21 protein-coding genes are annotated in these 24,780 nt (G+C 71.2%); 10 read left to right on the forward strand and 11 right to left on the reverse strand.

Annotation, left to right across the window (positions count from 1 at the left end; translation table 11 throughout):
* The first annotated feature begins 43 nt into the window (after positions 1-43).
* A complete protein-coding gene (locus tag ACGFX9_RS37190; protein WP_393483954.1) occupies positions 44-802 on the forward strand; it encodes a hypothetical protein in 759 nt (252 codons plus the stop codon).
* A gap of 22 nt (positions 803-824) precedes the next feature.
* Positions 825-1,724, forward strand: a complete 900-nt coding sequence (locus ACGFX9_RS37195; protein WP_393483957.1) for a DNA-binding protein — start codon at positions 825-827, stop codon at positions 1,722-1,724.
* Between the two features lie 48 nt (positions 1,725-1,772).
* On the opposite strand, the gene ACGFX9_RS37200 is transcribed toward ACGFX9_RS37195, so the two are convergent.
* The 3 genes from ACGFX9_RS37200 to ACGFX9_RS37210 all read right to left on the reverse strand — a co-directional run bounded on the left by ACGFX9_RS37200 (position 1,773) and on the right by ACGFX9_RS37210 (position 6,185).
* Complete coding sequence (locus ACGFX9_RS37200; protein WP_393484156.1) at positions 1,773-3,974, reverse strand: FUSC family protein; 2,202 nt, start codon at positions 3,972-3,974, stop codon at positions 1,773-1,775.
* Positions 3,975-4,494: 520 nt separating this feature from the next.
* Positions 4,495-5,481: an AraC family transcriptional regulator gene (locus ACGFX9_RS37205; RefSeq protein WP_393483960.1), complete on the reverse strand. Its 987-nt coding sequence runs from the start codon at positions 5,479-5,481 to the stop codon at positions 4,495-4,497.
* A gap of 128 nt (positions 5,482-5,609) precedes the next feature.
* Positions 5,610-6,185: a TetR/AcrR family transcriptional regulator gene (locus ACGFX9_RS37210; RefSeq protein WP_393483963.1), complete on the reverse strand. Its 576-nt coding sequence runs from the start codon at positions 6,183-6,185 to the stop codon at positions 5,610-5,612.
* Between the two features lie 294 nt (positions 6,186-6,479).
* Here ACGFX9_RS37210 and ACGFX9_RS37215 point away from each other — a divergent pair, with 294 nt between their 5' ends.
* Genes ACGFX9_RS37215 through ACGFX9_RS37230 form a run of 4 tightly spaced genes read left to right on the forward strand, consistent with a single transcriptional unit; the run spans position 6,480 to position 11,335 of the window.
* Positions 6,480-7,034 (forward strand): 2Fe-2S iron-sulfur cluster-binding protein, encoded by a 555-nt coding sequence (locus tag ACGFX9_RS37215; protein ID WP_393483966.1) that lies wholly within the window; start codon positions 6,480-6,482, stop codon positions 7,032-7,034.
* Positions 7,031-8,023, forward strand: coding sequence for an FAD binding domain-containing protein (locus ACGFX9_RS37220; RefSeq protein ID WP_393483969.1), 993 nt, complete (start codon positions 7,031-7,033; stop codon positions 8,021-8,023). Before ACGFX9_RS37215 ends, ACGFX9_RS37220 begins: the two co-directional genes overlap by 4 nt.
* Positions 8,020-10,182, forward strand: a complete 2,163-nt coding sequence (locus tag ACGFX9_RS37225) for a xanthine dehydrogenase family protein molybdopterin-binding subunit (RefSeq protein WP_393483972.1) — start codon at positions 8,020-8,022, stop codon at positions 10,180-10,182. The genes ACGFX9_RS37220 and ACGFX9_RS37225 overlap by 4 nt, the downstream gene beginning before the upstream one ends.
* Positions 10,175-11,335: an XdhC family protein gene (locus ACGFX9_RS37230; RefSeq protein ID WP_393483976.1), complete on the forward strand. Its 1,161-nt coding sequence runs from the start codon at positions 10,175-10,177 to the stop codon at positions 11,333-11,335. The genes ACGFX9_RS37225 and ACGFX9_RS37230 overlap by 8 nt, the downstream gene beginning before the upstream one ends.
* A gap of 101 nt (positions 11,336-11,436) precedes the next feature.
* On the opposite strand, the gene ACGFX9_RS37235 is transcribed toward ACGFX9_RS37230, so the two are convergent.
* From ACGFX9_RS37235 to ACGFX9_RS37265, 7 genes are all read right to left on the reverse strand, one after another.
* Positions 11,437-12,201 carry a YqjF family protein gene (locus ACGFX9_RS37235; RefSeq protein WP_393483979.1) on the reverse strand — a complete coding sequence of 255 codons (765 nt, stop codon included), beginning with the start codon at positions 12,199-12,201 and terminating at the stop codon, positions 11,437-11,439.
* Positions 12,202-12,266: 65 nt separating this feature from the next.
* On the reverse strand, positions 12,267-13,487 hold the full coding sequence (locus ACGFX9_RS37240; RefSeq protein WP_393483982.1) for an MFS transporter: 1,221 nt from the start codon (positions 13,485-13,487) through the stop codon (positions 12,267-12,269).
* Complete coding sequence (locus ACGFX9_RS37245; protein WP_393483985.1) at positions 13,484-14,191, reverse strand: ATP-binding cassette domain-containing protein; 708 nt, start codon at positions 14,189-14,191, stop codon at positions 13,484-13,486. The genes ACGFX9_RS37240 and ACGFX9_RS37245 overlap by 4 nt, the downstream gene beginning before the upstream one ends.
* On the reverse strand, positions 14,188-15,243 hold the full coding sequence (locus ACGFX9_RS37250; protein ID WP_393483988.1) for an ABC transporter ATP-binding protein: 1,056 nt from the start codon (positions 15,241-15,243) through the stop codon (positions 14,188-14,190). The genes ACGFX9_RS37245 and ACGFX9_RS37250 overlap by 4 nt, the downstream gene beginning before the upstream one ends.
* A complete protein-coding gene (locus ACGFX9_RS37255; protein WP_393483990.1) occupies positions 15,233-16,990 on the reverse strand; it encodes an ABC transporter permease subunit in 1,758 nt (585 codons plus the stop codon). The genes ACGFX9_RS37250 and ACGFX9_RS37255 overlap by 11 nt, the downstream gene beginning before the upstream one ends.
* Positions 16,987-18,492, reverse strand: coding sequence for an ABC transporter substrate-binding protein (locus ACGFX9_RS37260; RefSeq protein WP_393483993.1), 1,506 nt, complete (start codon positions 18,490-18,492; stop codon positions 16,987-16,989). Before ACGFX9_RS37260 ends, ACGFX9_RS37255 begins: the two co-directional genes overlap by 4 nt.
* 173 nt (positions 18,493-18,665) lie before the next feature.
* Positions 18,666-19,070: a DUF5997 family protein gene (locus ACGFX9_RS37265; protein WP_393483996.1), complete on the reverse strand. Its 405-nt coding sequence runs from the start codon at positions 19,068-19,070 to the stop codon at positions 18,666-18,668.
* A 58-nt stretch (positions 19,071-19,128) separates the two neighbouring features.
* Between ACGFX9_RS37265 and ACGFX9_RS37270 the strand changes: the two genes are divergently transcribed.
* Positions 19,129-19,953, forward strand: coding sequence for a LysR family substrate-binding domain-containing protein (locus ACGFX9_RS37270; protein ID WP_393483999.1), 825 nt, complete (start codon positions 19,129-19,131; stop codon positions 19,951-19,953).
* Positions 19,954-19,983: 30 nt separating this feature from the next.
* Here ACGFX9_RS37270 and ACGFX9_RS37275 read toward each other — a convergent pair whose 3' ends face one another.
* Positions 19,984-20,988, reverse strand: coding sequence for a YdcF family protein (locus ACGFX9_RS37275; RefSeq protein ID WP_393484002.1), 1,005 nt, complete (start codon positions 20,986-20,988; stop codon positions 19,984-19,986).
* Between the two features lie 114 nt (positions 20,989-21,102).
* On the opposite strand from ACGFX9_RS37275, the gene ACGFX9_RS37280 reads away from it, so the two are divergent.
* The 3 genes from ACGFX9_RS37280 (at position 21,103) to ACGFX9_RS37290 (ending at position 24,752) form a co-directional block, all read left to right on the forward strand.
* A complete protein-coding gene (locus ACGFX9_RS37280) occupies positions 21,103-21,333 on the forward strand; it encodes a hypothetical protein (RefSeq protein WP_393484005.1) in 231 nt (76 codons plus the stop codon).
* 491 nt (positions 21,334-21,824) lie between these two features.
* Positions 21,825-22,913, forward strand: coding sequence for a DUF1996 domain-containing protein (locus ACGFX9_RS37285; RefSeq protein ID WP_393484008.1), 1,089 nt, complete (start codon positions 21,825-21,827; stop codon positions 22,911-22,913).
* Between the two features lie 84 nt (positions 22,914-22,997).
* Complete coding sequence (locus ACGFX9_RS37290; protein ID WP_393484011.1) at positions 22,998-24,752, forward strand: discoidin domain-containing protein; 1,755 nt, start codon at positions 22,998-23,000, stop codon at positions 24,750-24,752.
* The last annotated feature ends 28 nt before the right edge of the window (positions 24,753-24,780 follow it).

Genomic DNA, 24,780 nt, shown 5'->3' on the forward strand with positions numbered 1-24,780 from the left:
CGGACGGGTGCCATCGGCGGGTGGGGCGCCTAGGCTCTGTGATGTGCTGAGCATTGTTGATGACCTTGCCGGGATCGGCCCGCTGCGGATGTGTGCCCACGCGCCATCGCCCGACGACCCGGACGACCTGAGCGGCCTGCGGGTGCTCCTCGTCGCCGACGTCCTCGCCCGCGTCGTCGAGCTGGGCGGCCGGACCGTACTCATCGGATGGACCTGCCCGCGATCCGCTTCGGCCGACGCGGCAGGCATCCGTCCGGCCGACGCCCACGGAACCCCCGACGAGATCACCGAAGCTCTGGGCGGCCCACCGGCCGTGCACCTCACCGGCCGTACGTACGAAGCCGCGGGCGGTCTGTCCCTGCACATCGGGGAGGCGCCTGCCTCCGGAAGCCTTTCGGCAGAAGAGCGCGACACGGAAAGTGGCGCCACAGACGGCACGGGTTACGACGCGCTCGCCCTGCGGCTCCTCCTGCTCGGCCACCCGCACCACGAACCCGTCGAGGTCACCGGCGAGGCCCTCGCCGCCGCCGGTGAGCGGCTGGCCAACTGGCGCAAGGCCGTGGCCGCTTGGGCCGACGAGCCGTCCAAGGCGATGCCCGCCGACTTCGTGCGCACCGCCGTCGCGGCCCTGGAGGACGGTCTGGACACCCCGGCCGTGCTGCGGCTACTCGGCGAGCTGGAGGCGGCGGGCGACGTACCGGGCGGGGCGAAGTTCGAGACGTTCGCCCACCTCGACCGCGTACTCGGCCTCGAAATCGTCCGCGATGTCGGCCGTTCGCACCCCACCGAGGTCTACCGCTGAGCCTTCACACAGGGGTCGGCGGATGCCGGATCATGACAGGGTGATCCCCTTTGTCGTACGCGTGATCGAGCGCCTCGTCTCCCTCGACGCCACGTCCGGCGCGAGCGCCGCGATGCCCACCGTGCGCGCCACCCTCCGCCGTCTGCCGGACCTGTCCGCCGATCCCGGGTCCCTCCATGCCCGGCCCATCGACCGTCTCGCTGCCCTGGCCGAGCTGTGTGAAGTCATCGGGTGGATCCTCTTCGACGCGGGCTTCTACCGCGAGGCCCACCGGATGAACGCCCGCGCGCTGACCCTGGCGGAGCTGTGCGGTGACCGCTGGACGGCCCGCTTCGTCCTGCTGAACGACAGCATGCTCAAGGCCCACACCGGCAGGCCGCGCGCGGCTCTGGAAGCGACGGCACGCGTAGCCGGGCCGCGGGAGCTGCCCGCCAGGGTCAGCAGTCTCGTACTGATCCGCCAGGCACACGCGATCGCCATGCTGGGCGGCCACCGGGAGCCGATGGACCTGATGGGCCGCGCCTGGAGCCGGTTCCTGGACGGTGTCTCCCGCCAGGATCCGCCCTGGGCCTGGTGGATCGACGAGACCGAACTGCTGGGCCACCAGGGATGGGTCTTCGCCAGACTCCGACAGTGGGACCGGGCCATCCCCCTCCTGCGTCAGGCGGCCACCGCACCAGGCCCGTCCTACCGGAACCTGTTCACCGCCGAGCTCCTCGCGGCCCTGGCAGGGGCCGGAGCCTGGCGGGAGGCGGAGGAGCTCATCGTGGGCCTCGCGTCCCACGCCGCTCACATCGGATCGGCGCGGACGACCCAGACGCTCGGCAGGACCGCCTCCCGCCTGCGAGGCAATCCCACCGCTCCAGCACCCCTGCGAGACGCGGCCGTCTTCCTGCTGGAGTCCCTTCCCCGCCTGCCCTGAACGCCGGAGGGCCCGGCGGTCGAGCGCCTGCTGACTCCCCGGGCGAGGTCAGATCCGCGGAGCCCTGCTCGCGGCGCGGCCCCGGCCCTCGACCGGGACGTCGAGAGGGCGGGCGAGTCCCACCACTCCTTCGTCGAGGCGTTGCAGATGGCGCAGGACGCGGTAGGTGACCGTGCCCGACCGGGGCGCGCCCGAGCCCTCGGCCTCCAGCATCGAGGCGATGCTCGCACCCGACTCGACCTCACCCTTGGCCTTGTCGTCGTCCACGTATCCGGAGATGACCTCGATGTTGCGCGCGATGCGCCGTCCGGCCCGCGCCAGGCGCGGATCGGCCGCCACGTTCTTGCTGTAGGGCACCAGCTCGGCGGTGGCCGCCAGGGAACGGGCGTGGTAGGCGCAGGTTTCCAGGAGCGCCACCAGATAGCGGGCGGTCCGGCGCCTGCCGCGCAGCGGGGTGATCGGATGGGTCAGCGGCTGGATGGAGGCGCGCAGATCGTCGAGCGCGGTGTCCAAGTCCCTCGCCTTGTCCAGGAGATCGGCGGCGGGGCCGCCGCTGAGCTGCTCCACCGATGCGGAGATGACGTCGGAGAGCCTGGTCAAAACCGTGTTCAGGAGCTCGTCCGTGCGGTGGTCGGTGTGTACGGGCAGGACGAGGACCGCCGCGATGATGCCGCAGGCGGCACCGAGCGCCGTCTCCTCGATGCGCAGCCAGAGCACGGAGAGGCTGTAGGTGTTCAGGAGCGTGTAGAGCAGGCCCAGCATCGCCGTGACGAAGAAGGACATGAGCGCGTACGACAGGGGAGCGGAGAAGAACATCGCGAAGATGAAGACCAGGACGAGCGCGAACGCGACCCATGTGTGGTTGCCGACCAGACCCGCGAGCGCCACACCGGCGACCACCCCGAGCACCGTGCCGAGCAACCGTCTGTAGCCCTTGACCAGGATCTCGCCTGTGGACGCGGTGTTGAGGAACACCACCCAGCAGGTGAGCACCGCCCAGTACCAGCGCTGCGTGGAGAGGAACTCGCCGCCGATGATGGCCAGCGTCGAGCCCACCGACACCTGGAACGCGGCGCGGGTGGTGGGGCGCCGCAATCCCGTGCGGTCGTCATCGGCGGACTTTTCCGTCTCTTCGCTGCCTGCGAGCGCGATGTCCTCGGCGTCGAACTCCTCGCGGGAACGGGTCGTCGCCGGTGAGTCGTCGGACTCGTCCTGGGGGCCGTCGAGCGCGAGCCGCAGGCCGAGCACGGCACGGGCGGCCTCACCGATACCGCGGAAGACGTCCTGCACGGCCAGTGATGCCCGCGGCAGATTGTCCTCGTCGCGGTAACCGAGCAGCCTGTTGCGTACGTGGGCCACGGCCGTGCCCCGGTCACCGGTCACCGGACGGCCGACGAGCAGGTGCAGGGCGCTGAGGTCCCGGCGCAGGGTGACGGTCGCGTCGTCCTCGGCGCGTATGCGCGTGCCCGTCGCCGGTACGGGTGCGTGCGGCAGGTGCAGGGTGAGGGTGTCCGCGCGTTCGGCGCTGCGCGCGTTCAGGAGGAGTACGCCGAGGCGTTCGGCGGCGATCTCCGCGTCCGCCACACGGCGTTGCACCAGGTCCGCCGTGGCCGCGTCCGGGGTGCCCTCCTCAAGGCGGCCCTGGATCATCAGGGCGGTCTCGTGCAGCCTGGCGGTGCCCCGGCGCAACTCGTCGAGCACCTTCTCCAACTGCTCGGGCGCCGCGTCGAGCAGCTCGATCTGGGTGGCGACCAACTGCGCGAGCCGCGCTCGGAAGGCGACGCGCAGCCGCCCCAGATCACGCTCGGGCGTCTCCGGCACGACGGCGAACCGTACGACGGCGCTGCACACGAAGGCGACGGCGAGCGCCAGATACAGCCGGGGCAGGGCGGACGCGGTGGCGCCCACGAAGAGCGAGACGAAGTAGATCTGAAAGCCGATCAGGCCCAGAGCCGTGCCCCGGTCACCGAACCGCCGGCTGTAGACGGCGCCGAAGATCAGCGCCACGAAGAACATGTCGCCCGCGATGACCTGTTTGTGCAGCAGCGCCCCCAGGGAGATCGCCGCGATCGCGACGGGCAGGCCGAGCGCGAGCGTGAGTGCCTGACCGCGTACCTCCTTCTCCTTGATGGCGAAGGTGGAGACCATCGCGGCCATGGCGCCCGCGACCATGTGCGTGACGTCCGTGCCGAGGAGCGCGAGGACGACGAGGGTGAGCGCGATCGCACCGACAGTCCGCAGCCCCGCCATCAGCCGCAGGAGTCCTGGGTCCGATGCCACGAAGCGGTCCCATGTGCCGGTCCTGGTCCGCCGTGTCACTGCGCTCACACCCTCGTTGCCGCTGATCAGGCCGAGATTCTGTCACGGCGATGTGCGACGAGGGGTTGAGGGTTCATCATGTGGCGGCCCCGCGGCGTGGCTCGGCGTGCCGCACGTCCACAGTGCAGAGGCCCGGCCTGAGGTGCGGGGGAGCGGCCGGGCCCGAGGCACGCAGGCTGTCTCCCGCTCCTGCGTACGCATCCACGGCGGAGAGTGTCCTGCCAGGGGATGAGCGGCGCCGACTCTGCTCATTCCCCACCGCACGCGCGTCTGCCGCGCGCACCCGCTCGGCCGTGGTGGAGGAAGAAGGTAATGGACCGGAGCGTCCGAGGGCGCTCCGCAATGCGCGACGCTGTCCAGAAAGCGCGAAAATCGAGCGGATATGCGGAACCGGCGCCCTGTTCATACGACTTCATGCGGCTTCATACAGCTTCGCGCGGCTTCGTGCCGTTCACACCGCACGCAGCGTCTGCGAGGGGGACTCCCCGAACCGGGCCCGATAGCGCTGAGCGAACCGCCCCAGGTGGGCGAACCCCCACAGGAGGGCCACCTCCGTCACGGTGACCGTCCCTGGAGTCGCGACGCGCAGCTCTTCCCGCACCCGCTTGAGCCGGACCTCGTTGACGTACGCCATGGGTGACATGCCGATGTTGGTGCGGAACGCCTCCTGGAGAGTACGGAGACTGACCTGGGCGATCTCGGCGAGGCGGGCCGCGTCATAGGGCTCGGCGGGCCGCTCCCGTACGGCGTCCATGACCCGCTTGACCGCCGCGGGCCGCATCGTCAGCGGGGGCGACTCCAACGCGTCGCGGTACTGGTGGTCGGCCGCGAGCAGCAGCCCTTCCAGCAGGGTCTGCTCCAGCCGTCCCGCGATGATCGGCTGCTGGAGCAGCCCGTGCGAGATCTCCTTCTCCATGAGGCTCCACCGCGCCAGGTTCATCCAACTGCGGCCCGGCCCCTGGGAGACGTCGATGTACGGAGGGAACCGCAGCCGGTGTGGGACGGGCCTGCCCAGCAGGGTCTCCAGCTGCCGGTGCACTGCCTGTCTGTCGATCGTGACGGTGAGGGAACGGCAGTCGTTCACCCAGTCGGCGAGACGGATTCTGTCCTCCGGTTCGCAGAGCACCGCCTGACGTTCGGTGGGGTGCCTGATCTCCGCGCGGCCCTGCCGGATGGTGTAGCTGCCGTGGAGCGGCACGGTGATGACATAGACGTCCTGTCCGGCCCAGCTCGCGGTGATCTCGGTGTTGAAACTGGAATCCCCGACGGTGAGCGCACCGAGTTCGACGACGTCCATGCTCGACAGGAAGTCCGTCAGCGCCCCCGTCACTTCGAGGCTGACGTCGAAGAAGTGCTTCGCGATCGCCGCTGTGGACTCTTCCGGGTCGGGCGTGACATAGCGGCTGAATTCGGCCCCTCGGCCATTTCCCGCAGCCATGATGATGCTCCCCCTGACGCGGCCACGACCTCTGCGCCGTGACGCTCCGTTCAGCATGGCACCGCCGGGGTCCGCGCGGACGCGCACTTTGCGGACAGGCGTCGCGGCGGGCATCGCCCGCTCGGCTCTCAGCGGCCGGGAGCCCCGGCGCGCAGCCCGTCCATGACCAGGTCCAGCAGCCGTCCGGCGCGCGCCTGCCAGTCGCTGTGCGGGTCGATCTGCCAGAGGCCCGCGATGGCGAGCATGAAGTCGTCAGGGGTGAGGCCCGGGCGGATGGTGCCCGCCTCCTCGTTCGCCTTCAGGAGGAGCGTGATCGCCGAGGTCACAGGACCGTGCCCGAGGCCGGCCAGGCTGCCGTGCGCGCTGGTGGCCGCGCGCATCGCGGCGGCGAGACCGGCCTTGGCCATGGCGTACTGGGCGAGTCGGTCCATCCACTCCCGCAGGGCCTGGTCGGGCGGGCGGGTCGACAGCAACTGGCAGGCGGTGTCGGAGACCTGCTGGACCTCGTAGCGGTAGACCTCAAGGACGAGCGCCTCGCGGTTGGGGAAGTTCCGGTAGAACGTCCCCTGCCCGACGCACGCCTTCTTCGCGATCGCGCTCAACGGAGCGTCCGCCGAGTGCGTCAGTTCGACAAGAGCCACTTCCAGGATGCGCTCGCGATTGCGTTGCGCGTCCGAGCGCAGTTGGTCCTTCTTCGGGTGCACTCGTCCTCCTCCCGGAAAGCGCGGCCTGGATCTCCCTTGCTAAGCGGACAGCTGTCCACTAAGTTTTGAAGCTAACGGACAGCTGTCCGTTTACGGTCACCATACCGGCAGTCTCGGCCGGCGGGGACGACCGGTCACGGACCCGCCGACCCCACGCCCCACCGCCTACGCCACGGGGTGCCCCGAGCCGACCCCCTCAAGCGCAGCGCCACCCCTTACGGAACTCCGTCGGGACCGCCCCATACGGCGCTCCCGCACGTGCCAGAAGCTGACAGAAGCGAAAGAAGGCTGATCGTGGCCCTATCGACGTCCAGCGCCATCACCCTGAACATCAACGGCGAAAAGCACACGCTGCCCGTCGATCACCGCACCACCCTCCTCGACGCGCTGCGCGAGCGCCTCGATCTGACCGGCACCAAGAAGGGCTGCGACCAAGGCCAGTGCGGCGCCTGCACGGTGCTGATCGACGGGCGCAGGGCGGTTTCCTGCCTGCAGCTCGCCGTGGCCTCCGAGGGGCGCGAGATCACCACCATCGAAGGCGTGGCGCAGGGCGAGGACCTGCACCCGGTGCAGCAGGCGTTCCTCGACCTCGACGGCTACCAGTGCGGCTACTGCACGCCCGGACAGATCTGTTCCGCCATCGCGGTGATCGAGGAGCACGCGGCCGGCTGGCCGAGCGCCGCCACCACCGACGTGCGGCCCGAAGCGGGTGTCCCGCGGCTGACCGCCGACGAGATCCGCGAGCGCATGAGCGGCAACCTGTGCCGCTGTGGTGCGTATGTGTCGATCGTCCAGGCCGTCGCCCAGGCGGCAGCGGCCGAGACCAAGAGCGCGGAGGCGGCAGCATGAGGGAATTCGGATACCAGCGGGCGCTCGACGTCCCCGGCGCGGTGGCGCTGCTCGGCACCGACCCCGACGCCCGCGTCCTGGGTGGCGGCACCAACCTCGTCGACCTGATGAAGACCGGCGTGGAACGGCCCGGACTCCTCATCGATGTACGCGAGTTGCCCCTCGACCGGATCGAGGCCACGGACGACGGTGGGCTGCGGATCGGCGCGACCGTCACCAACAGCGACCTCGCGGCCGACCCCGAAGTGCGGCGCCGCTACCCGGCGTTGGCCGAGGCCGTCCTGGCCGGCGCGTCGGGGCAGCTGCGCAACATGGCCACCGTCGGCGGAAATCTGCTCCAGCGCACCCGCTGCGGCTACTTCGCCGACGTGACCAAACCCTGCAACAAACGACTCCCCGGCAGCGGTTGCCCCGCCGTCGAGGGCGAACACCACAACCACGCCATCCTCGGCGCCACCGAGCACTGCGTGGCCGTGCACCCCTCCGACATGGGGGTGGCGCTCGCCGCCTTCGACGCCGTCATCTCGTACGAAACCGCCGAGGGCACCGGCGAGTTGCCGCTCGCCGACTTCTACCTCGCGGTGGGCAGCACCCCGCACCTGGAGACCGCTCTGCCCTCCGGAGCGCTCATCACCGGCATCACGCTGCCTCCCGCCCCGGTCGCGGCCAACTCCCGATACCGCAAGGTGCGTGAGCGCGCGTCGTACGCCTTCGCGATCGGCTCGATCGCCGCCGCGCTCGACGTCCAGGACGGGGTCGTACGCGAAGTGCGCCTCGCCTTCGGGGCGGTGGCGTCCCGGCCGTGGCGGGCCCGCGAGGCGGAGCGCGTCCTGACCGGGGGCCCGGCGACCGCCGACGCGTTCGCCGCCGCGGCGGACGCCGAACTGGCGGCAGCCCGGACGCTGCCGCACAACGGCTACAAGGTGACGCTGATGCGCAACCTCGTCGTCGCCATGCTGACCGAGCTCACCGAGGAGGCGACCCGATGACGGCGCGGACCACGACGACCCCAAGTCCCGCGGCGACAGGCGCCGTCGGCGCCTCGTACTCCCGCGTGGAGGGCCGGGAGAAGGTCACCGGCGCGGCCCGTTACGCCGGGGAGATCCCCTTCACCAACCTCGCCCACGGCTGGCTCGTGCTGTCCACCATCGCCCGCGGCCGCGTCACCTCCATCGAGTCGGACCCCGTCCGCGCGATGCCGGGCGTCGTGGGCGTACTGCACCACGGCAACGCGCCGCGTGTCGACGGTGACTACATCGGCATGATGGGCAAGCCCGACCCGATCGTCGTGGCCTTCCAGAACGACCGCGTGCCGTTCGTGGGCTGGCCGGTGGCGCTGGTCGTCGCCGAGACCTCCGAGCAGGCAAGGGAGGCCGCCGAGGCGCTGGTGGTGCGGTACGAAGAGGAGCCGCACGACGTCGCGTTCTCCACGGAGCACCCCGGCACCTACACGCCCGAAGGCGACGGCGCGGTGGAGAAGGGCGACCTGGCGGCCGAACTTGCCACCTCCGCCCATGTGGTGGACGCCGAGTACACCACTCCTGAAGAGCACCACAGTTCGATGGAACCGCACGCGGCGATGGCGCGCTGGGACAGCGGACGCCTTGAGGTCGTCGACTCCAACCAGGGCAGCACCTGGGTCGCACAGGAGCTGGCGAAGCTGTTCTCGCTCGACCCGGCCTCGGTGCGGGTGCGCTCCGAGCACATCGGCGGCGCCTTCGGCTCCAAGGGCCTGCGCGTGCACCAGGTCCTCGCCGTGATGGCGGCCACCGTGCTCGACCGTCCGGTCAGGGTCGTCATGACCCGGCGCCAGATGTTCTCGCTCGTCGGCTACCGCAGCCCCACCGCCCAGCGCGTCAGGCTCGGCGCCGACTCCGACGGGCGGCTGCGCGCCCTCGACCACCAGGTGCACAGCCTCACGTCGACCGTCTACGAATTCGTCGAGGGCGGCGCAGGGTTCGGACGTCCGATGTACGCGTCCGACGCCCACCACAGCGTCAACCGCGTGGTGCGCCTCGATGTGCCGACGCCGACGTTCATGCGTGCGCCCGGTGAGGCCCCGGGCTCGTTCGGCCTGGAATCGGCGCTCGACGAACTCGCCGAGCGGTCCGGCGTGGACCCGATCGCGCTGCGTGCCCGCAACGAACCGGAGGTGGGGCCCGTCTCCGGGCTGCCGTTCGGCTCCCGCAATCTGCTCGGCTGCTTCGAAGAGGGGGCCCGCAGGTTCGGCTGGGCGGACCGCGATCCGCGTCCCGGCCTGCGGCGCGAAGGGCGCTGGCTGCTCGGCACCGGTACGGCGGCGGCCACCTTCCCGGTGATCGTCATGCCGTCCACGGCAGCCGTGACGGCGGAGGCGGACGGCACCTTCACGGTGCGGATCACCGCGTCGGACGTCGGTACGGGGGCGCGGACCGCGCTGACCCTCATCGCCGCCGAGGCGCTCGGGGTGGCCCGGGAGCGCGTCCATGTGCGCATCGGGGACAGCGACTTCGGCCCGGCGGCGATCTCCGGCGGCTCCATGGGCACCCGCTCCTGGGGCTGGGCGGTCACGGTCGCGGGTCGTGACCTGCGGGAGCAACTGGCCCTGGGCGGCGACATTCCGCCGCAGGGCATCACCGTGCGATCCGACACCAGCGAGGCCGTCGGCGCCCTCTCCCAGAAGGAACGGCACTCCTACGGCGCGCAGTTCGCCGAGGTCGCGGTGGACGTCACCACCGGTGAAGTACGCGTACGGCGCATGCTCGGCATCTTCGCGGCGGGCCGCATCGTCAATCCGCTGACCGCGCGCAGCCAGCTCGTCGGCGGCATGACCTGGGGCCTGTCCATGGCGCTGCACGAGGAGGCGGTCAGGGACCGGGCGACGGGCGGCCACGTCGGCGCCGACTTCGCTGGCTACCACTTCGCGGCGAACGCGGACGTGGCTCAGATCGAGGCGGACTGGGTGGACGACCCCGACGCGGACGACCCGGTGGGCATCAAGGGCATCGGCGAGATCGGCATCGTCGGAGCCGCGGCGGCCGTCGCCAACGCGGTCTGGCACGCGACCGGCGTACGCCACCGGAACCTGCCGATCCGCCCCGACCGCGTCCTCGCGGCAGGAGCGGCCACGGCAGGAGCAGCGGCCACGGGAGGAGCCAGGGATGCTTGACATCGCCGATGCGCTGAACCGATGGGTCGAGGAGGGCCGGGACTTCGCCGTCGCCACCGTCGTGGCGGTGGGCGGCAGCGCCCCGCGCCCGCCCGGCGCCGCGCTCGCCGTCGACGGCGAGGGCACGGTCATCGGTTCGGTCTCCGGCGGTTGCGTGGAAGGCGCGGTGTACGACCTGTGCGTCCAGGCGCTCGCGGACGGCGCGCCCGTCCGCGAGCGGTTCGGGTACAGCGACGAGGACGCCTTCGCGGTCGGGCTGACCTGCGGTGGAGTCATCGAGGTCCTGGTCACGCCGCTGGGCGTGGACGCACCGGACAGGGCGGTGTTCGCTGCCGCCCTGTCGGCCGCCGCCGGGGGAGGGACGGCGGCGATCGCCCGCGTGGCCCGGGGCCCGGCCGAACTTCTCGGCAAGGCCGTGCTCGTACATCCCGACGGGTCGTACGAAGGTGGCCTGGGCGGACGTCCGGACCTCGACCGGACGGCGGTGGGGGAGACCCGCGCGATGCTCGACGCGGGTCGCACCGGCGAGTTCGAGGTCTCGGCGGACGGATCGCGCTGCGGGGTCCCCCTCACGCTCTTCGTCGAGTCGAGCGTGCCGCCGCCCCGCATGATCGTCTTCGGCGCCATCGACTTCGCGTCGGCCCTGGCGCGCGCGGGCAAGTTCCTCGGCTACCACGTGACCGTGTGCGACGCCCGCCCGGTCTTCGCCACCCGGGCCCGCTTCCCCGAGGCCGACGAACTCGTCGTCGACTGGCCGCACCGCTACCTCTGCGGCACCGCGACCGACGCACGCACGGTCTTGTGCGTGCTCACTCATGACGCCAAGTTCGACATCCCCTTGCTGGAGGTGGCGCTGCGGCTCCCGGTCGCGTTCGTCGGTGCGATGGGCTCGCGCCGCACCCACGAGGACCGCAACCGCCGCCTGCGCGAAGCGGGCGTGACGGAGGGGGAGTTGGAGCGCCTGCACTCCCCGATAGGCCTCGACCTCGGGGCCCGTACGCCCGAGGAGACCGCCCTCTCCATAGCGGCCGAGATCGTCGCTGCGCGCCGGGGTGGCACGGGCGTACCGCTGACCGGGTCCGGGGCGCCGATCCACCGTGAGGCGAGCGTGGCCGAGCGGGGCGATGGGGTCACTGGGACACACGCCGCCTAGTGGGCCTGGTGACTGGCAAGCGCCGTAGTCGGGGCCGACTACGGCGCTTTGTCTGTGCCCTGCGTCAGATTCTCGGGGCGTGCCCAGGGGCCTGCCGATGCTCAGGGAGTCGGGATGCCGCCCGGGCGGGCCGGGCGGCCGAAGCTGACGGGGACGCCCGGTGAATACAGCACGCTCACCGGGTCTCCCACCGGGCGCGGCAGCCCCGCGGCCGGGACCAGGTCCTCGTCGCACTCGATCAGGTCGGCCCGGTGCAGCGGCCAGCGCGGATGCGCGTTCGGCAGGAACATCGCCCGCCCGAAGAACGTGTTGTGCATGCCCCACCGTGCGGTCAGGAAATGCTCGAACTCGGTGGGATTCTCGACCCGCTCGCCCACCCGGACGACGATGCGGCTGTGCGCCCCGCGCGGCCCCGGCCAGCGCCTGGCACTCGTGTACGTGACGGTGTCGCCGCTGTGCCGGATACTCATCCGCGACCACTGGTACGGCAGCCGGAAAGCGCCGCGCGCGACCGCCACCGGTATCAGGCGCGAGGCGTCGAGGGAGCGGAAGACGACTCCGCGGCGGCCGTGGGCGTCCACCGAGTAGAGGCGGACGTTGGTCTCGGGGAACGTGCCCAGGTAGGGAATGCCGGGCAGCCGGAACCAGCCGACCCGGTGCATACGGAACGCCACGAGCCCCACATAGGTCGCCCCCTCGTGGATGTCCGGAACGGTGCCGGGCGGAAGGAGCGGTGCCACGTCCGCGGGGTCCACGGCCCAGTGCAGGAACGCGAGGTCCAGCCACGACTGCGTGAGCAGCGGGTTCTCGGCACGGGTCGGCGGATCGGCGGATATCGGTTCCGGGGCGGAAGGGGTGAGCACCACGGAATCAGCATCGCAGGCGCCATGTGCGCCACGGATGGGGGGTGGGCCGTCGGAACTCAGGACCTTCAAGCGGCGGGTGTCCCCTCCGGGGCCGTCACCGACCGAGCACCCGCGCCGGCCGCCTTCGCCGCACGGCCCCCGCCCGGCACGAGCGCCAGCCCCATGAGCGGCACCACGGCAAGCACCGTCCACGGCAGCACCCCGCCCCTGTCGAGCAGCGCTCCGGCCGGCCCGCTCCCCGCGAGGACCACCACGCCCGACAGGGACGACAACGCACCGGTGAAAAGGCCGAGGTGGCGAGCCTCCACCATGTCGGGCAGCCACGCGCGCGTGGCGGGCACCACCAGCATCTGCCCCAGCGTCAGCAGCACCACAAAGGCCACCGACGCCCACAGCCCGCCGAGCGGTGACACCGCCCCCGCCACCGCGAACGCACCCGCCAGCAGCGCGAGCCCCCACCTCAGGCACCCGCTCCAGGAGAGCCGCCTGCCCGCCCACCGCTCCAGGGGCAGCTGCCCGGCCACGACCATCGCCGACGACAGGGCGAACAGCCAGCCGAGCGTGGCCTGCGGTCCCGTCGACCGTTCCAGCTCGGCGGGCAGCGCCAGATAGAGCTGGTTGTAGGCCAGGAGATACGTGGAGTAGGCGAGGGCGAGCGCGAGGAAACGGCGGTGGCGCAGCGGTGCCGTGACGTCGACGGGCCGACGGTCCGCCGTGCCCGCGGGGGAGTGGGGCATCAGCCGCCAGTGCCCGGCAAGGACCAGGGCGAAGACCCCCGCCCCCGCGAGACACGCGGCACGGAAGCCGCCCAGCAGGAGGAGCACGCCGAGCACGGGACCGATGAGCGCACCGGCCTGCCCGCCTGCCGAGAACTTCGCGAGGACACGCGTACGCGGCGCGCCCCCCGCCTCCTCCAGACGGACCGCCTCGCGTGCGATCTCCGTCTCCACGGCAGGCGAGAAGAGCGCCGCGGCGAAGCCCACGACCACCACCGCCCCGATCACGGCGGCCGTACCGGTGGCGAAACCGAGCCACACGAAGCCCGCGACCCGCAGGGCGCACCCGGCGAGCACGACGGGACGCGGTCCGAAGCGGTCGGTGAGCGCCCCGCCGACGACGAAGAGCCCCTGCTGGCTGAACGTGCGCAGCCCAAGGACAAGACCGACCAGCCAGCCACCAAGACCCAGGGCACCGCTCAGGTGATCGGCGAGATACGGCAGTACGGCGAAGAAGCCGACGTTGAAGGCGAACTGGCTGGAAACCAGCAGACGGGCGAGCGAACTCACGCGGCGAACCCCTGCCTGGCAGAGGCGGCGACGACCCGCCCCGCGCGCATCTCGACCGTCCGGTCACAGAAGTGCCGTACCACCGCCATGTCGTGGCTGATGAAGAGGTAGCCGAGGCCGAGACGTTCCTGGAGGCCGGCCAGGAGATTGAGGACGCCCGCGCGAAGCGACGGGTCAAGGGCGGAGACCGGCTCGTCCAGGACGAGCAGCCGGGGCTCGCTCGCCAGGGCCCGGGCGATCCCGGCCCGCTGGCACTGCCCGCCGGACAGCTCGTGCGGGAGCCGGTCGCCGTGGGCGGCGGCGAGACCGACCAGATCAAGCAGCTCGGCCACCCGGCCGGGCCCTTGGGCATCCCAGCGGCCCTGTACGCGCAGGGGCTCGGCGATGGCGTCCCGTATCCGGTGGCGTGGGCTGAGGGAGCCGTACGGATCCTGGAAGACCGGCTGCATCGCCGGACGCAGGGGCCGCAGCCCGCGCTCGTCGAGCGCGGTGAGTTCCTGCCCGTCGAACCACACCTCGCCGCCGTCGGGGCGGCGGAGCTGGAGGACGCCCGCCGCGGTGGACGACTTGCCGCAGCCCGACGGGCCGATCAGCGCCACCGTCTCGCCGGCGGCGACGTCGAACGACACCCGGTCCACGGCGAGGACCTCGCCGTAGCGCACCACAAGGCCGCGTACGTCGAGCAGCGGTATCGGACGGCTCATGCGACGGTCACCTTCTTCAGGAACAGGTCGGCGGGGGAAGAGGGCAGGTCACGCCAACGGTGGCACGAGACCGTACGGCGGTCGTACGTCACCTCCGGCCCAGGCACCGACGGCTCGGGCGTCTCCGTGGCGCACCGCTCGACGGCGAGCGGGCAGCGCGGGGCGAAGGCGCAGCCGGGCGGCAGGGCGTCGAGCGCGGGCGGGGCGCCGGAGATCGCCGGGAGGCGGCGGCCAGGCAGGGGCTCTTCGGGAGGCAGGGAGGCGAACAGTCCGGCCGTGTACGGAGCCCGGGGCCGCGAGAACACCTCGTCGACCGGCCCGGCTTCGACATGCCGCCCCGCGTACATGACAAGCACCCGGTCCGCGTGGCCCCGTAGGACGCCCAGATCATGGGTGACCAGGAGCAGCGACGCACCCGCCACCTTGCACCGCTCCACCAGCAGATCAAGGACCTGGCCGCGCAGCTCAGAATCGAGGGCGGTGGTCGGCTCGTCGGCGACCACCAGGTCCGGCGCGTTCACCGTGGCCATGGCGATCACTGCCCGCTGTCGCATCCCGCCGGAGAACTCATGCGGGTAGGCGCGCGCCTTGCGTCCGGCGTCCGCGATGCCGACCTTCTCCAGCGCCGCCACGGCTGCCGCCCGCGCCTGTCCTCGGGAGAGCCCGCGCACGGACCGTACGGCCGCGGCGAGCTGGTCGCCGACGGGGTGCACGGGGGAGAGCGCGGACAGCGCGTCCTGCGGCACCAGCGCGACCCGGCGCCCCCGGAGCGCGGCGAGCGCGGCCTTCTTCGCACCCACGATCTCGGTGCCGGTGTCCCCGGGCCTCCCGTGCAGCGTCACACTCCCGGAAACCGTGGCGCCCTGCGGAGCCATGCCGAGGACGGCCCGTGCCGTCACCGACTTCCCGGCGCCCGATTCACCTACCAGGGCGAGGACTTCACCCCTGCGGACGTCGAAGGAGATGCCGCGTACCGCTGGCCCCGAGTCGAAGGAAATCCTCAAGTCCTGTACGGAGAGCAGGGGATCGGGCGTGCTTTCCTCAGGCTTCAAGGGAGAACTCCTTCCGCGAACGCGAACGCGAACGCGAACGGGAACGGGAACGGGAACGGACAGGCCGCGCGGCCCCGCCGATGCCCGAGCCAAGGGACACCGCGAGCCCCGCGAGCAGCGCCAGCGCCACCGCCGGTGCGAGCGCGGCCCATGGCGCGCGCTCCACGTAGGCCCGTGATTCGTCGAGCAGCAGCCCCCACTCCGGGGCGGGCGGCTGCGCGCCGAGGCCCAGGAATCCGAGCGAGGCCAGCGCGAGCGCGATGCCGGGCAGGCGCAGCACCGCGTGGCGGGCGACCGGGCCCGCGACCGAGGGCAGCACATGGCGGGTCAGAATCCAGCGCGGTGACGCGCCGATCGCCCGCTGTGCGAGGAGGAAGGACGAGGCCCGCACTTCCTGGGCCAGCGCCGCGGCGTGCGCGGCGAGCGGTGGCCAGGAGACAAGCCCGACGGCGAGCGCGGCACCCCCGGTGCCGGGCCCCGCCACCGCCGCCACGAGGATGCCGACGATGACCGGCGGCAGAGCGTTGGCGATGTCCGAAGCGCCCTCGGCGAACCGCGGCAGGAACCCGAGCGCCATCGCCAGCAGGAAGCTGACCGCGCACACCGCGGCCGCCGTACCCACGGTCGAAGCGGCCCCGTGCCCCAGCCTGGCCAGCACATCGCGGCCGAGCCCGTCCGTTCCCAACGGGTGCGCCCAGGACGGCGCCGCCAGCCGGGACGTGGTCACGGCGTACGGATCACGCAGCAGGCCCCAGCCGATCGTGGCCAGCAGTACGGCTCCGAGCGCGACCGGCACGGCGGGCCGCACCCGCACCGGGCGCGCCGTCGGCAGTGTGAGCCCCGCGTCGCGCAGCGCGGGCCCGAGCAGCCGCCGCCGCACGACCGCGGCAAGACCGCCGGCGGCCAGGCCGAGCGCGAGCAGCGCGAGGACCGCCCCCTGGAGCAGCGGCACATCCTGTGCCTTGGCCGCGCCAAGCGCCGTGCGCCCGATGCCGGGGACCGCGAACACGCTCTCCACGGCGACCGCACCGCCGGTGAGGCCGACCGCGACCATCCCGAACTGCGGTACCAGCGGCGGCAGTACACGCCGGAGCGCGGCCCCCGCGACCCGCGAGCGGCTCACGCCCGAGCCGCGCCACAGCTCCACCCACCGCTCGTCGAGCACCCCTGGCAGCATGTCGGCCACCAGCCGCCCGAGCAGCCCACCGGCGGGAACCCCGAGGGCGACCGCGGGCAGTACGAGGTGGGCGGGCCCCTGCCAGCCGGACGTCGGCAACCATCCCCACCACACCCCGCACATCAGCAACGCGACGGTGGCCAGGAGGAATTCGGGCACGGCCGCGAGCATCGCGGCGAACGCGCCCGCCGAGCCGCGCCCGCGCACGAGAACGGGCACCACGAGCGCGCCCGCCACCACGATCGCCACCAGAAGGGCGGTGCCCATCAGCGTCAGTGACACCTGGAGACCGGCGGTCACGGACGGAAGGACCGGAGTTCCCGACACCCAGGAGGCCCCGAGGTCCCCGCGCAGCAGCTCGGACGCCCAACTGCCCAGCAGCGCAAGGGGAGGGGAGTCAAGGCCGAGGTCGACGCGGATGGCGTGCAACGCCTCGGCCGTCGGCTCCTGCTCGGCCGACCGGGCACGCAGGACACTGAGCGCGGGATCGTTCCCGGAAAGCCACGGCAGCAGACCGACGGCCGCGAGGACAGCGGCCAGACACCCGCCCCGGGTCAGTGCGCCCTTCACTTGACGTAGGTGGCGGCCGTGACCAGCTCCCGCTCGCGCGGGTCGTGCGCGGCGCCCACCACGGACGTCGCGTCACCCTGGATCACGCGCTCGTGGAGCATCGGAACGGCGGCGTCGGTGCCGAGCACGGCGCTCTCGGCCTCGATGACGGCCTTGCGCCGCGCCGCCCCGGCCGGAGCGGCAGCCGCCTCCTTGAGGGCCTTGTCGACGGTGGGGTCCTTCAGCTGGGAGATGTTGAAGGAGCCCTCGGAGCCGAAATCGCTGTAGAGGTACGCGGCCGGGTCGCCGGAGTCCAGGACGGTGGCCCGCGACAGGATGAACGCGTCGAACTCACCGGCCAGCGCGTCGGATTCGATCGCCGCGTACTCGCGGACCTCCAGCTTCACCTTGAAACCGGCCTTCTGGAGCTGCTGCTGGAGCGTCGCCGCCACCTCCGGCAGCTCCGCGCGGTCGGTGAAGGTGCCGATGGTGATGGCGGCACCGTCAGGAGCCCCGGCCTTCGTCCGCGCGGTGTCCTCGGCATTCCGGGGGCGTAGGTCGGCCGCCCAGGGCAGTGCGGGCCCGAGCAGCCCGTCAGCGACATCGGCACGTCCCTCGTACACGCCCTTGACCAGCGCTTCGGCGTCGATCGCCGAACGCACGGCGGCACGGATGCCCGGACTCTTGAAGGGGCCCTTGGCGGTGTTGAGATAGAGGGTGTTGGTACGCGGCATCGGCACCTCGGTGATCTGGTTCGCGTCGAGGAGCGAGGCCTGCGAGACGGGTACGGCCTCGGCGATGTCGGCCTCGCCGCTGCGCAGGGCGGCGGCGCGCGCGGTGCCGTCCGGCACGAACTTCACGTCGATGCCTGGGGACTTGGCCTTCTTGCCCCAGTAGCCCTCATAGCGGTCCAGGGCCGCCGACGAGGTGCCGTTGACGCCGGTGAGCTCGAAGGGGCCCGTTCCGGTGCCGATGGGGCTGACCGTCTTTCCCTCGTACGCCTTGGCCGCGAGGACCGACAGCTGCGGCGAGCTCAGGCGCTGCGGGACGAGGGGATCCGCGGCGGCGGTGGTGACGGTGACCTTGTCTCCGTCGGCCTTCGCCGTCAGGTCGACGCCGTCGAGGATGCGGGGCTTGGGCGAGGCGGACGCTGCCTCGTCCAGGGAGCGGACGACGGCGTCCGCGGTGAGCTTGGTGCCGTCGTGGAAGGTGACGCCCTCGCGGAGGGTGAACGTCCAGGCCGTGCCCGACTGCTCCCAGCGGGTGGCGAGTGCGGGCCGGGCGTCTCCGTTGGCGTCAAGGCGGACCAGGGTCTCGGCCGTCGCCCAGCGCGACAGCTTGAAGGCGTCGTCGGAGAGGGGCGAGAGGCCGGAGCGCGGCGGCTGCATCATCGCGAGACGTATCCGCTTGCCTCCGTCCCCGGAACCGGAGGAGGTCGAGTCCGTCGCGGCGAAGCAGCCGGAGAGCAGCGCCGAGGCGAAGGCCACGGCGCTGACGGGGAGAAGGCGGGCGGGCAGGTGCACGGGAACCCTTCCGGGTAAAGGGGTGGTCAAGGCGTGGCCGACCGTAGCACGATGACAATCGTTTTCAATAAAAGGGTCCGCGATGTGGCCCGGTCTGCATGGGGCCCGGACATGAGTGAGCCCCCGCTGCCGAGGGTGTCGGCGTACGGGGGCTCACTTGCTGGAGAACGAGGTCAGGAACCCTGCTTCCGCTCCTGCGCGGCGCGCTCCGCGTTCTTCTCCTTGATGCGTACGGCTTCCTTGCGGACCTCGGCCTGCGTGGCGCGCTCCTTCTGCAGCCACTCGGGGTTGTCCGACTTCAGCGCGTCGATCTGCTCCGTGGTGAGTGCCTCGGTGACCCCGCCGCGCGCGAGACCGGCGATGGACACGCCGAGCTTCGACGCGACGACCGGCCGCGGGTGCGGGCCGTTGCGGCGCAGCTCCTGCAGCCACTCGGGCGGCTCGGTCTGCAGGGCGTTCAGCTCGGTGCGCGAGACGACACCCTCCTGGAAATCGGCGGGGGTGGCCTCGAGGTACACACCCAGTTTCTTCGCCGCGGTCGCGGGCTTCATGGTCTGGGCGGTCTGGTGCGACGTCATGGTCCCCAGGGTATCGAGCGTGTGAGCTACCGCCGACCACGACCGGTAACCTGGCGGGGTGACGGACTCGCAAGTAACCCCTTCTTTCAGGCTCGCGTATGTCCCGGGGGTGACGCCCACCAAGTGGGTGCGGATCTGGAACGAGCGACGCGTCGACGTGCCCTTGACCCTGGTGGCGGTGGCCGCCGGTGAGGCGTTCGAGCTGCTGCGGGGCGGCGGCGCCGACGCGGGTTTCGTCCGGCTGCCGGTCGACCGCACGGACCTCAGCGCCATCCCTCTCTACACCGAGACGACGGTGGTCGTGATCCCCAAGGATCACGTCGTGGCGGCGGTGGAGGAGGCGTCCACCGAGGATCTGGCGGACGAGATCGTCCTGCACCCGCTCGACGACACCCTCGACTGGGAGAACCTGCCGGGGCAACCCGCGAACGAGCGCCCCGCCACGACCGCGGACGCCATCGAGCTGGTGGCGGCAGGGGTGGGCGTCCTCGCCGTCCCCCAGTCCCTGGCCCGGCTGCACCACCGCAAGGACCTCACCTACCGGCCGCTCTCGGGCGCCCCCGAGTCGCGGATCGCGCTGTCCTGGCCGGAGGAGGCGACCACGGACCTGGTCGAGGATTTCATCGGCATCGTCCGCGGCCGCACGGTCAACAGTTCACGGGGCCGTACCCAGGCTCAGGGCTCGGCGCCGGACCAGCCGAAGCGCAAGCGCCCCGACACGGGTGGCACCGCCAAACGCAAGCCCGCGGCAGGCAAGCCGACCGCGAAGTCGACGGGTAAGTCGTCCGGTAAGTCGTCCGGAAAGCCGGGCAAGGGCGCGCGGAGTGGTTCCGGCGGTGCCTCGAAGGGCGGCAAGCGGGGCAAGCCGCGCGGCCGTTCATAGCCCTGGCGCGGGACGCCTGGGGGACTCGCTCTACCGCGTCCACCAGGCGAGCACTCCGCCCAGCACAAGCAGCGAGCACACGCCGACGTTGGTCCGCTTGTAGGCGACGAGCACCGCGGCGAACTCCCGGATCGTCGCGGTGGGCCAGAAGTACGGGGCCGTCGGCGAGCCCACCACCTGGCCCCTGATCCCGGCCCGTCGAGCGGTGAGCGCGGCGCGGAAGGCGTGGTAGTTGTTCGTGACGATCACGCACCGGTACTCCGGATGCGTCTTCTCCATGATCGCCTTGCTGAACCGCAGATTCTCCTCGGTCGTCGTCGAGCGGTCCTCCCGCTCGATCAGGTCGGCGGGAAACCCGCGCCCGATCAGGAAGTCGGCCATGGCGTCGGCCTCCGGCAGGTCCTCGTCCGGCCCCTGACCCCCCGAGGCGATGAGCACCGGAGGGCCGCCCCGTTTGGCGAGCCGCGCGTGCACGGAGTGGGCCCGTCTGAGGCGACTGGCCAGGAGAGGCGACACAGTGGAGCCGCCGATGAGTCCCGAGCCCAGTACGACCACATAGTCGGCCCTGCGGCGCACCCGCAGCCGCCCGTAGAGGAACGCGTAGCAGACGAAGCTCAGGAACAGGAACGACAAGTACCCGGCCAGGCCCGCGGCCGCCACTCCGACCCCGATCCACACCGGTGTCCTCTCGGCCACGGCGGTGATCAGGAGCGCGACGACGGTGAGGACGGCCAGCGCCGCCATCAGGGAGAGCAGGTTGGAGGGGCTCCTGCCTTCCTTGCGCAGCATCTGCAGGCCGTTGAGGATCAGGAAGCTCGTCAGTACGAGGATGCCCAGCGCCCCCACCGCCAGGAGCGCCCAGGCGATGGCCTGACCCGATGCCGAGCCGGACCTGACCAGTTGGGTCATCCAGGCGGCGAGACCACAGAGTGCGGCGAGCCCCAGGATCACGGCGTTGCTGAACTTCCTCCGCTCGCGCTGTACGCGCACGCAGAAGACGAGGAAGAGGAGCGCTGCTGGGGCGTAGAGCAACATCCGCACAGCGTAGGCGCCATGAACGGGCGCCTACGACCCGGCACCGAGCCGTCCACCGCGGTGATCTCGTGGCTCAGGCCGTGCCTTTATGAGCGGCGGGTAGTTGACCCCGGTATGAAGAAGCGAAGCGTACTGGCCGTTGTCTCCCTGGCCGCCGGAGCTGTCATCGCCGCGATCAGCCCGCCCCAGGGCGCGGACACCGCGGCCACCACCGAACCCGCCCACGCCATCGGGGCGCTGGATGATTCCGCGGACATCGACACGTGGGTCAACGGCACGGCGCGGACGGACGACGCCGCATTCGGTGTGAACACCTCGGATGTCTCCGGTACGCAGGCGTCCTGAACCGAATACGCAGGCGTCTTGAACCGACGGGCGCGAGATCGGTGGTGCCTGTACCGGCCCGCTGCCCCTTCCAGGCCCGGGCAGTCCGGTGAACGGCACCCGCCAGGGCGCGGATGGCCTGTGGCAGGTCTCGCGCACCGACGACGGCCGGCGGCTCGGCTTCATGAGACCGGCCGACCTCCGCTGTGACGGCGGCTGACGCTCCGACAAGACGTAGCCCCTGCAAGCACGGCATCGGCAAGACATAGCCCCTGCTCACCGGTCTCGACCGGCGGGTGGGGGCTCAGTCGTGTCCAGGAGCGATCACGCCCCATCTGGGAGAGCGCTCTCCCGTACCTCTTGACACGCTCGCGTCACGGTGGGAACACTCCGGGAGAGCGCTCTCCCGGAGTTCCGTCCCGGGCGCGCCACCCGGCGTTCCGGGGGTGCACGGCCACGGCTCCCGGCGGACCGGTCCCCCCCAGTCCCTCTTCACGTGGCAGGAGGTCTCCATGGCACGGAGATCGAGGACCCTTTCAGGAGCGCTGATCGCATGTGCCCTGATACTGAGCTCACTTGGTATCGGCGGCATCGCGGTGAGCGCCGACAACACTTCGGAGCCCCCGACGCCGGACGCCGCGGCCTCACACTCGGGGCACACCATGGCGGCTTCGACCCGGATGTCGGCGGAGGACGCCGACGGCGACGGATCCATCCCCGCGAACCCGCCCGTCACCGGCGTCAAGCCGTCGGTGAAGGAGCCGCCCCATCGGTACTTCCACGAATTCCAGGCGCACTGCTCGGTGACGCACACCGCTCCTGATGACCCCATCGTGTATCCCGGGCAGCCGGGCAAGTCGCACGACCACACGTTCATGGGCAACACCACGACCAACGCGAACAGCACCACGGAGTCGCTGGACGCCGGCGCCACCAAGTGCCTTGCCCCTGGCGACAGGTCGGCGTACTGGATGCCCACGCTGTTCAACGGCGACAAGGAGGTACGTCCCGTAGGGGATCAGACCATCTACTACAAAGCCGGAGTCACGGACTACACGAGTGTGCGGCCGTTCCCCAAGGGGCTCAGGTTCGTGGTGGGCAGTCCGATGCAGACCGCGCAGGAGTTCCGCGATCACCCGGGCTTCGTCGAAGGGTGGGAGTGCGGGAACAGCTACTTCAACGTCGAGTTCCCCCAGAGCTGTCCCACGACGGCCGACACCCAGCTCAACATCCGCTTCCAGGCGCCCAGTTGCTGGGACGGCACGCACCTGGACAGCCAGAACCACCAGAGCCACATGGCGTATCCGGTCGTCAAGGACGGCACCAACGACAACGTGTGCCCGTCCAGCCACCCCGTCGCCCTGCCGATGATCGAGTTCAAGATGGCGTTCCCCGTCAACGGGGATCTGTCGAAGGTCCGTCTCGCGAGCGGCGCGGGCCACTCCTTCCACTACGACTTCTTCAACGCGTGGGACGACGCGACGCTGAAGGCGCTGGTGGACCACTGCGTCGTCGGCGGCCTCCAGTGCGACCCGCGCGGCTACGACCAGACGCATCCCGAAGCGGGCGCGGCGCTCGACGAGAACTACGAACTCCCGTGATCCAGGCCTGCGTAGGGCGGAGCCCCCCTTCGCCCTACGCAGGCCCCTCGCCCCCCATCCGTCCCCCCGCCCCAGGAGACCCCCATGCGCAGACCCGGTACCGCCCTCTTCCTACGCGGCCTCGTGGCCCCCGTGGCCGCGGGCCTGCTCGCGGCCGGCACGCTCGCTCTCCCCGCACAGCAGGCGCACGCGGCCGGCAGCGTCGTGAAGGTGACCGGTTCGCAAGGCAACTGGCAGCTCACCGTCGACGGCTCCCCCTACCAGGTCAAGGGATTGACCTGGGGACCAGCCGTGGCGGACGCCGACAAGTACATGCCCGATCTGCGGTCCATGGGCGTCAACACGATCCGTACCTGGGGTACCGACGCCTCCAGCAAACCGCTCTTCGACTCCGCGGCCGCCCACGGGATCAAGGTCGTCGCGGGCTTCTGGCTGCAGCCCGGGGGAGGACCGGGGAGCGGCGGCTGTGTCAACTACCTGACGGACACCGCGTACAAGAACCAGATGCTCCAGGAGTTCCCCAAGTGGGTGGACACCTACAAGGACAACCCGGGCGTCCTGATGTGGAACGTCGGCAACGAGTCGGTGCTCGGCATGCAGAACTGCTACGCCGGTGACGAACTGGAGAAGCAGCGCAACGCGTACACGACCTTCGTCAACGATGTCGCCAAGAAGATCCACACGGTGGACCCCAACCACCCCGTGACGTCCACCGACGCCTGGACCGGGGCCTGGCCGTACTACAAGAAGTACGCCCCCGACCTCGACCTGTACGCCGTCAACGCCTACGACGCCGCCTGCGACATCAAGTCGGACTGGGAGAAGGGCGGTTACAGCAAGCCCTACATAGTCACCGAGACAGGGCCCGCCGGTGAGTGGGAGGTCCCCGACGACGCCAACGGAGTCCCGCAGGAGCCCACCGACCAGGCGAAGGCCGCCGGTTACACGAAGGCCTGGGAGTGCGTCACCGGCCATCGTGGTGTCGCCCTGGGGGCCACGATGTTCCACTACGGCACGGAGTACGACTTCGGCGGGATCTGGTTCAACCTGCTTCCCGCGGGCCAGAAGAGACTCTCGTACTACGCCGTGAAGAAGGCCTACAAGGGCAGCACCACCGGAGACAACACCCCGCCGGTCATCTCCGGACTGTCCGTCGACGGAGACGCGGGCAAGGTCCCCGCGGGCGGCCCGCTCACGCTCGACACCAAGGTCACCGACCCGGACGGCGACACCCTCTCCTACGAAGTGCTCGCCAACAGCATGTACATCGACAAGAGCAAGGACCTCACCCCGCTGGCGGCCACCCATCAAGGGCCGGGCCGTCTGAAGGTCACTGCCCCGGACAAGCCCGGCGTCTGGAAGATCTACGTCAAGGTCACCGACGGCAAGGGCAACGTCGGCGTCGAGACACGATCCGTGCGGGTGGTCGTACCGCCCGTCGACGGCACCAACATCGCCCTGGGCAGGCCCGCGACCGCCTCGTCCTTCCAGCCCGGCGGCGGCGACTGCCCCTGCACCGCGGCCAACGCGGTCGACGGCAAGCAGGGCACGCGGTGGGCCAGCGACTGGAGCGACCCGCAGTGGCTCCAGGTCGACCTCGGCTCCACCACGTCCTTCAACCACGTCCAGCTGGTCTGGGAGACCTCGTACGCGAAGACGTACACGATCCAGACCTCCGACGACGGACAGAACTGGAGGACCGTGCACACGGTGAGCGGCGGCAACGGCGGCGTCGACGACTTCGACGTGAGTGGTTCGGGCCGCTACGTACGGGTCAACGGCACGCAGCGAGGCACCGGCTACGGATATTCGCTCTACGAATTCGGTGTCTACAAGTGACGTGATCCGGCGCCCGGCGCGGGCGGAG

The organism is Streptomyces sp. NPDC048436, assembly GCF_043200355.1.
GTDB lineage: Bacteria > Actinomycetota > Actinomycetes > Streptomycetales > Streptomycetaceae > Streptomyces.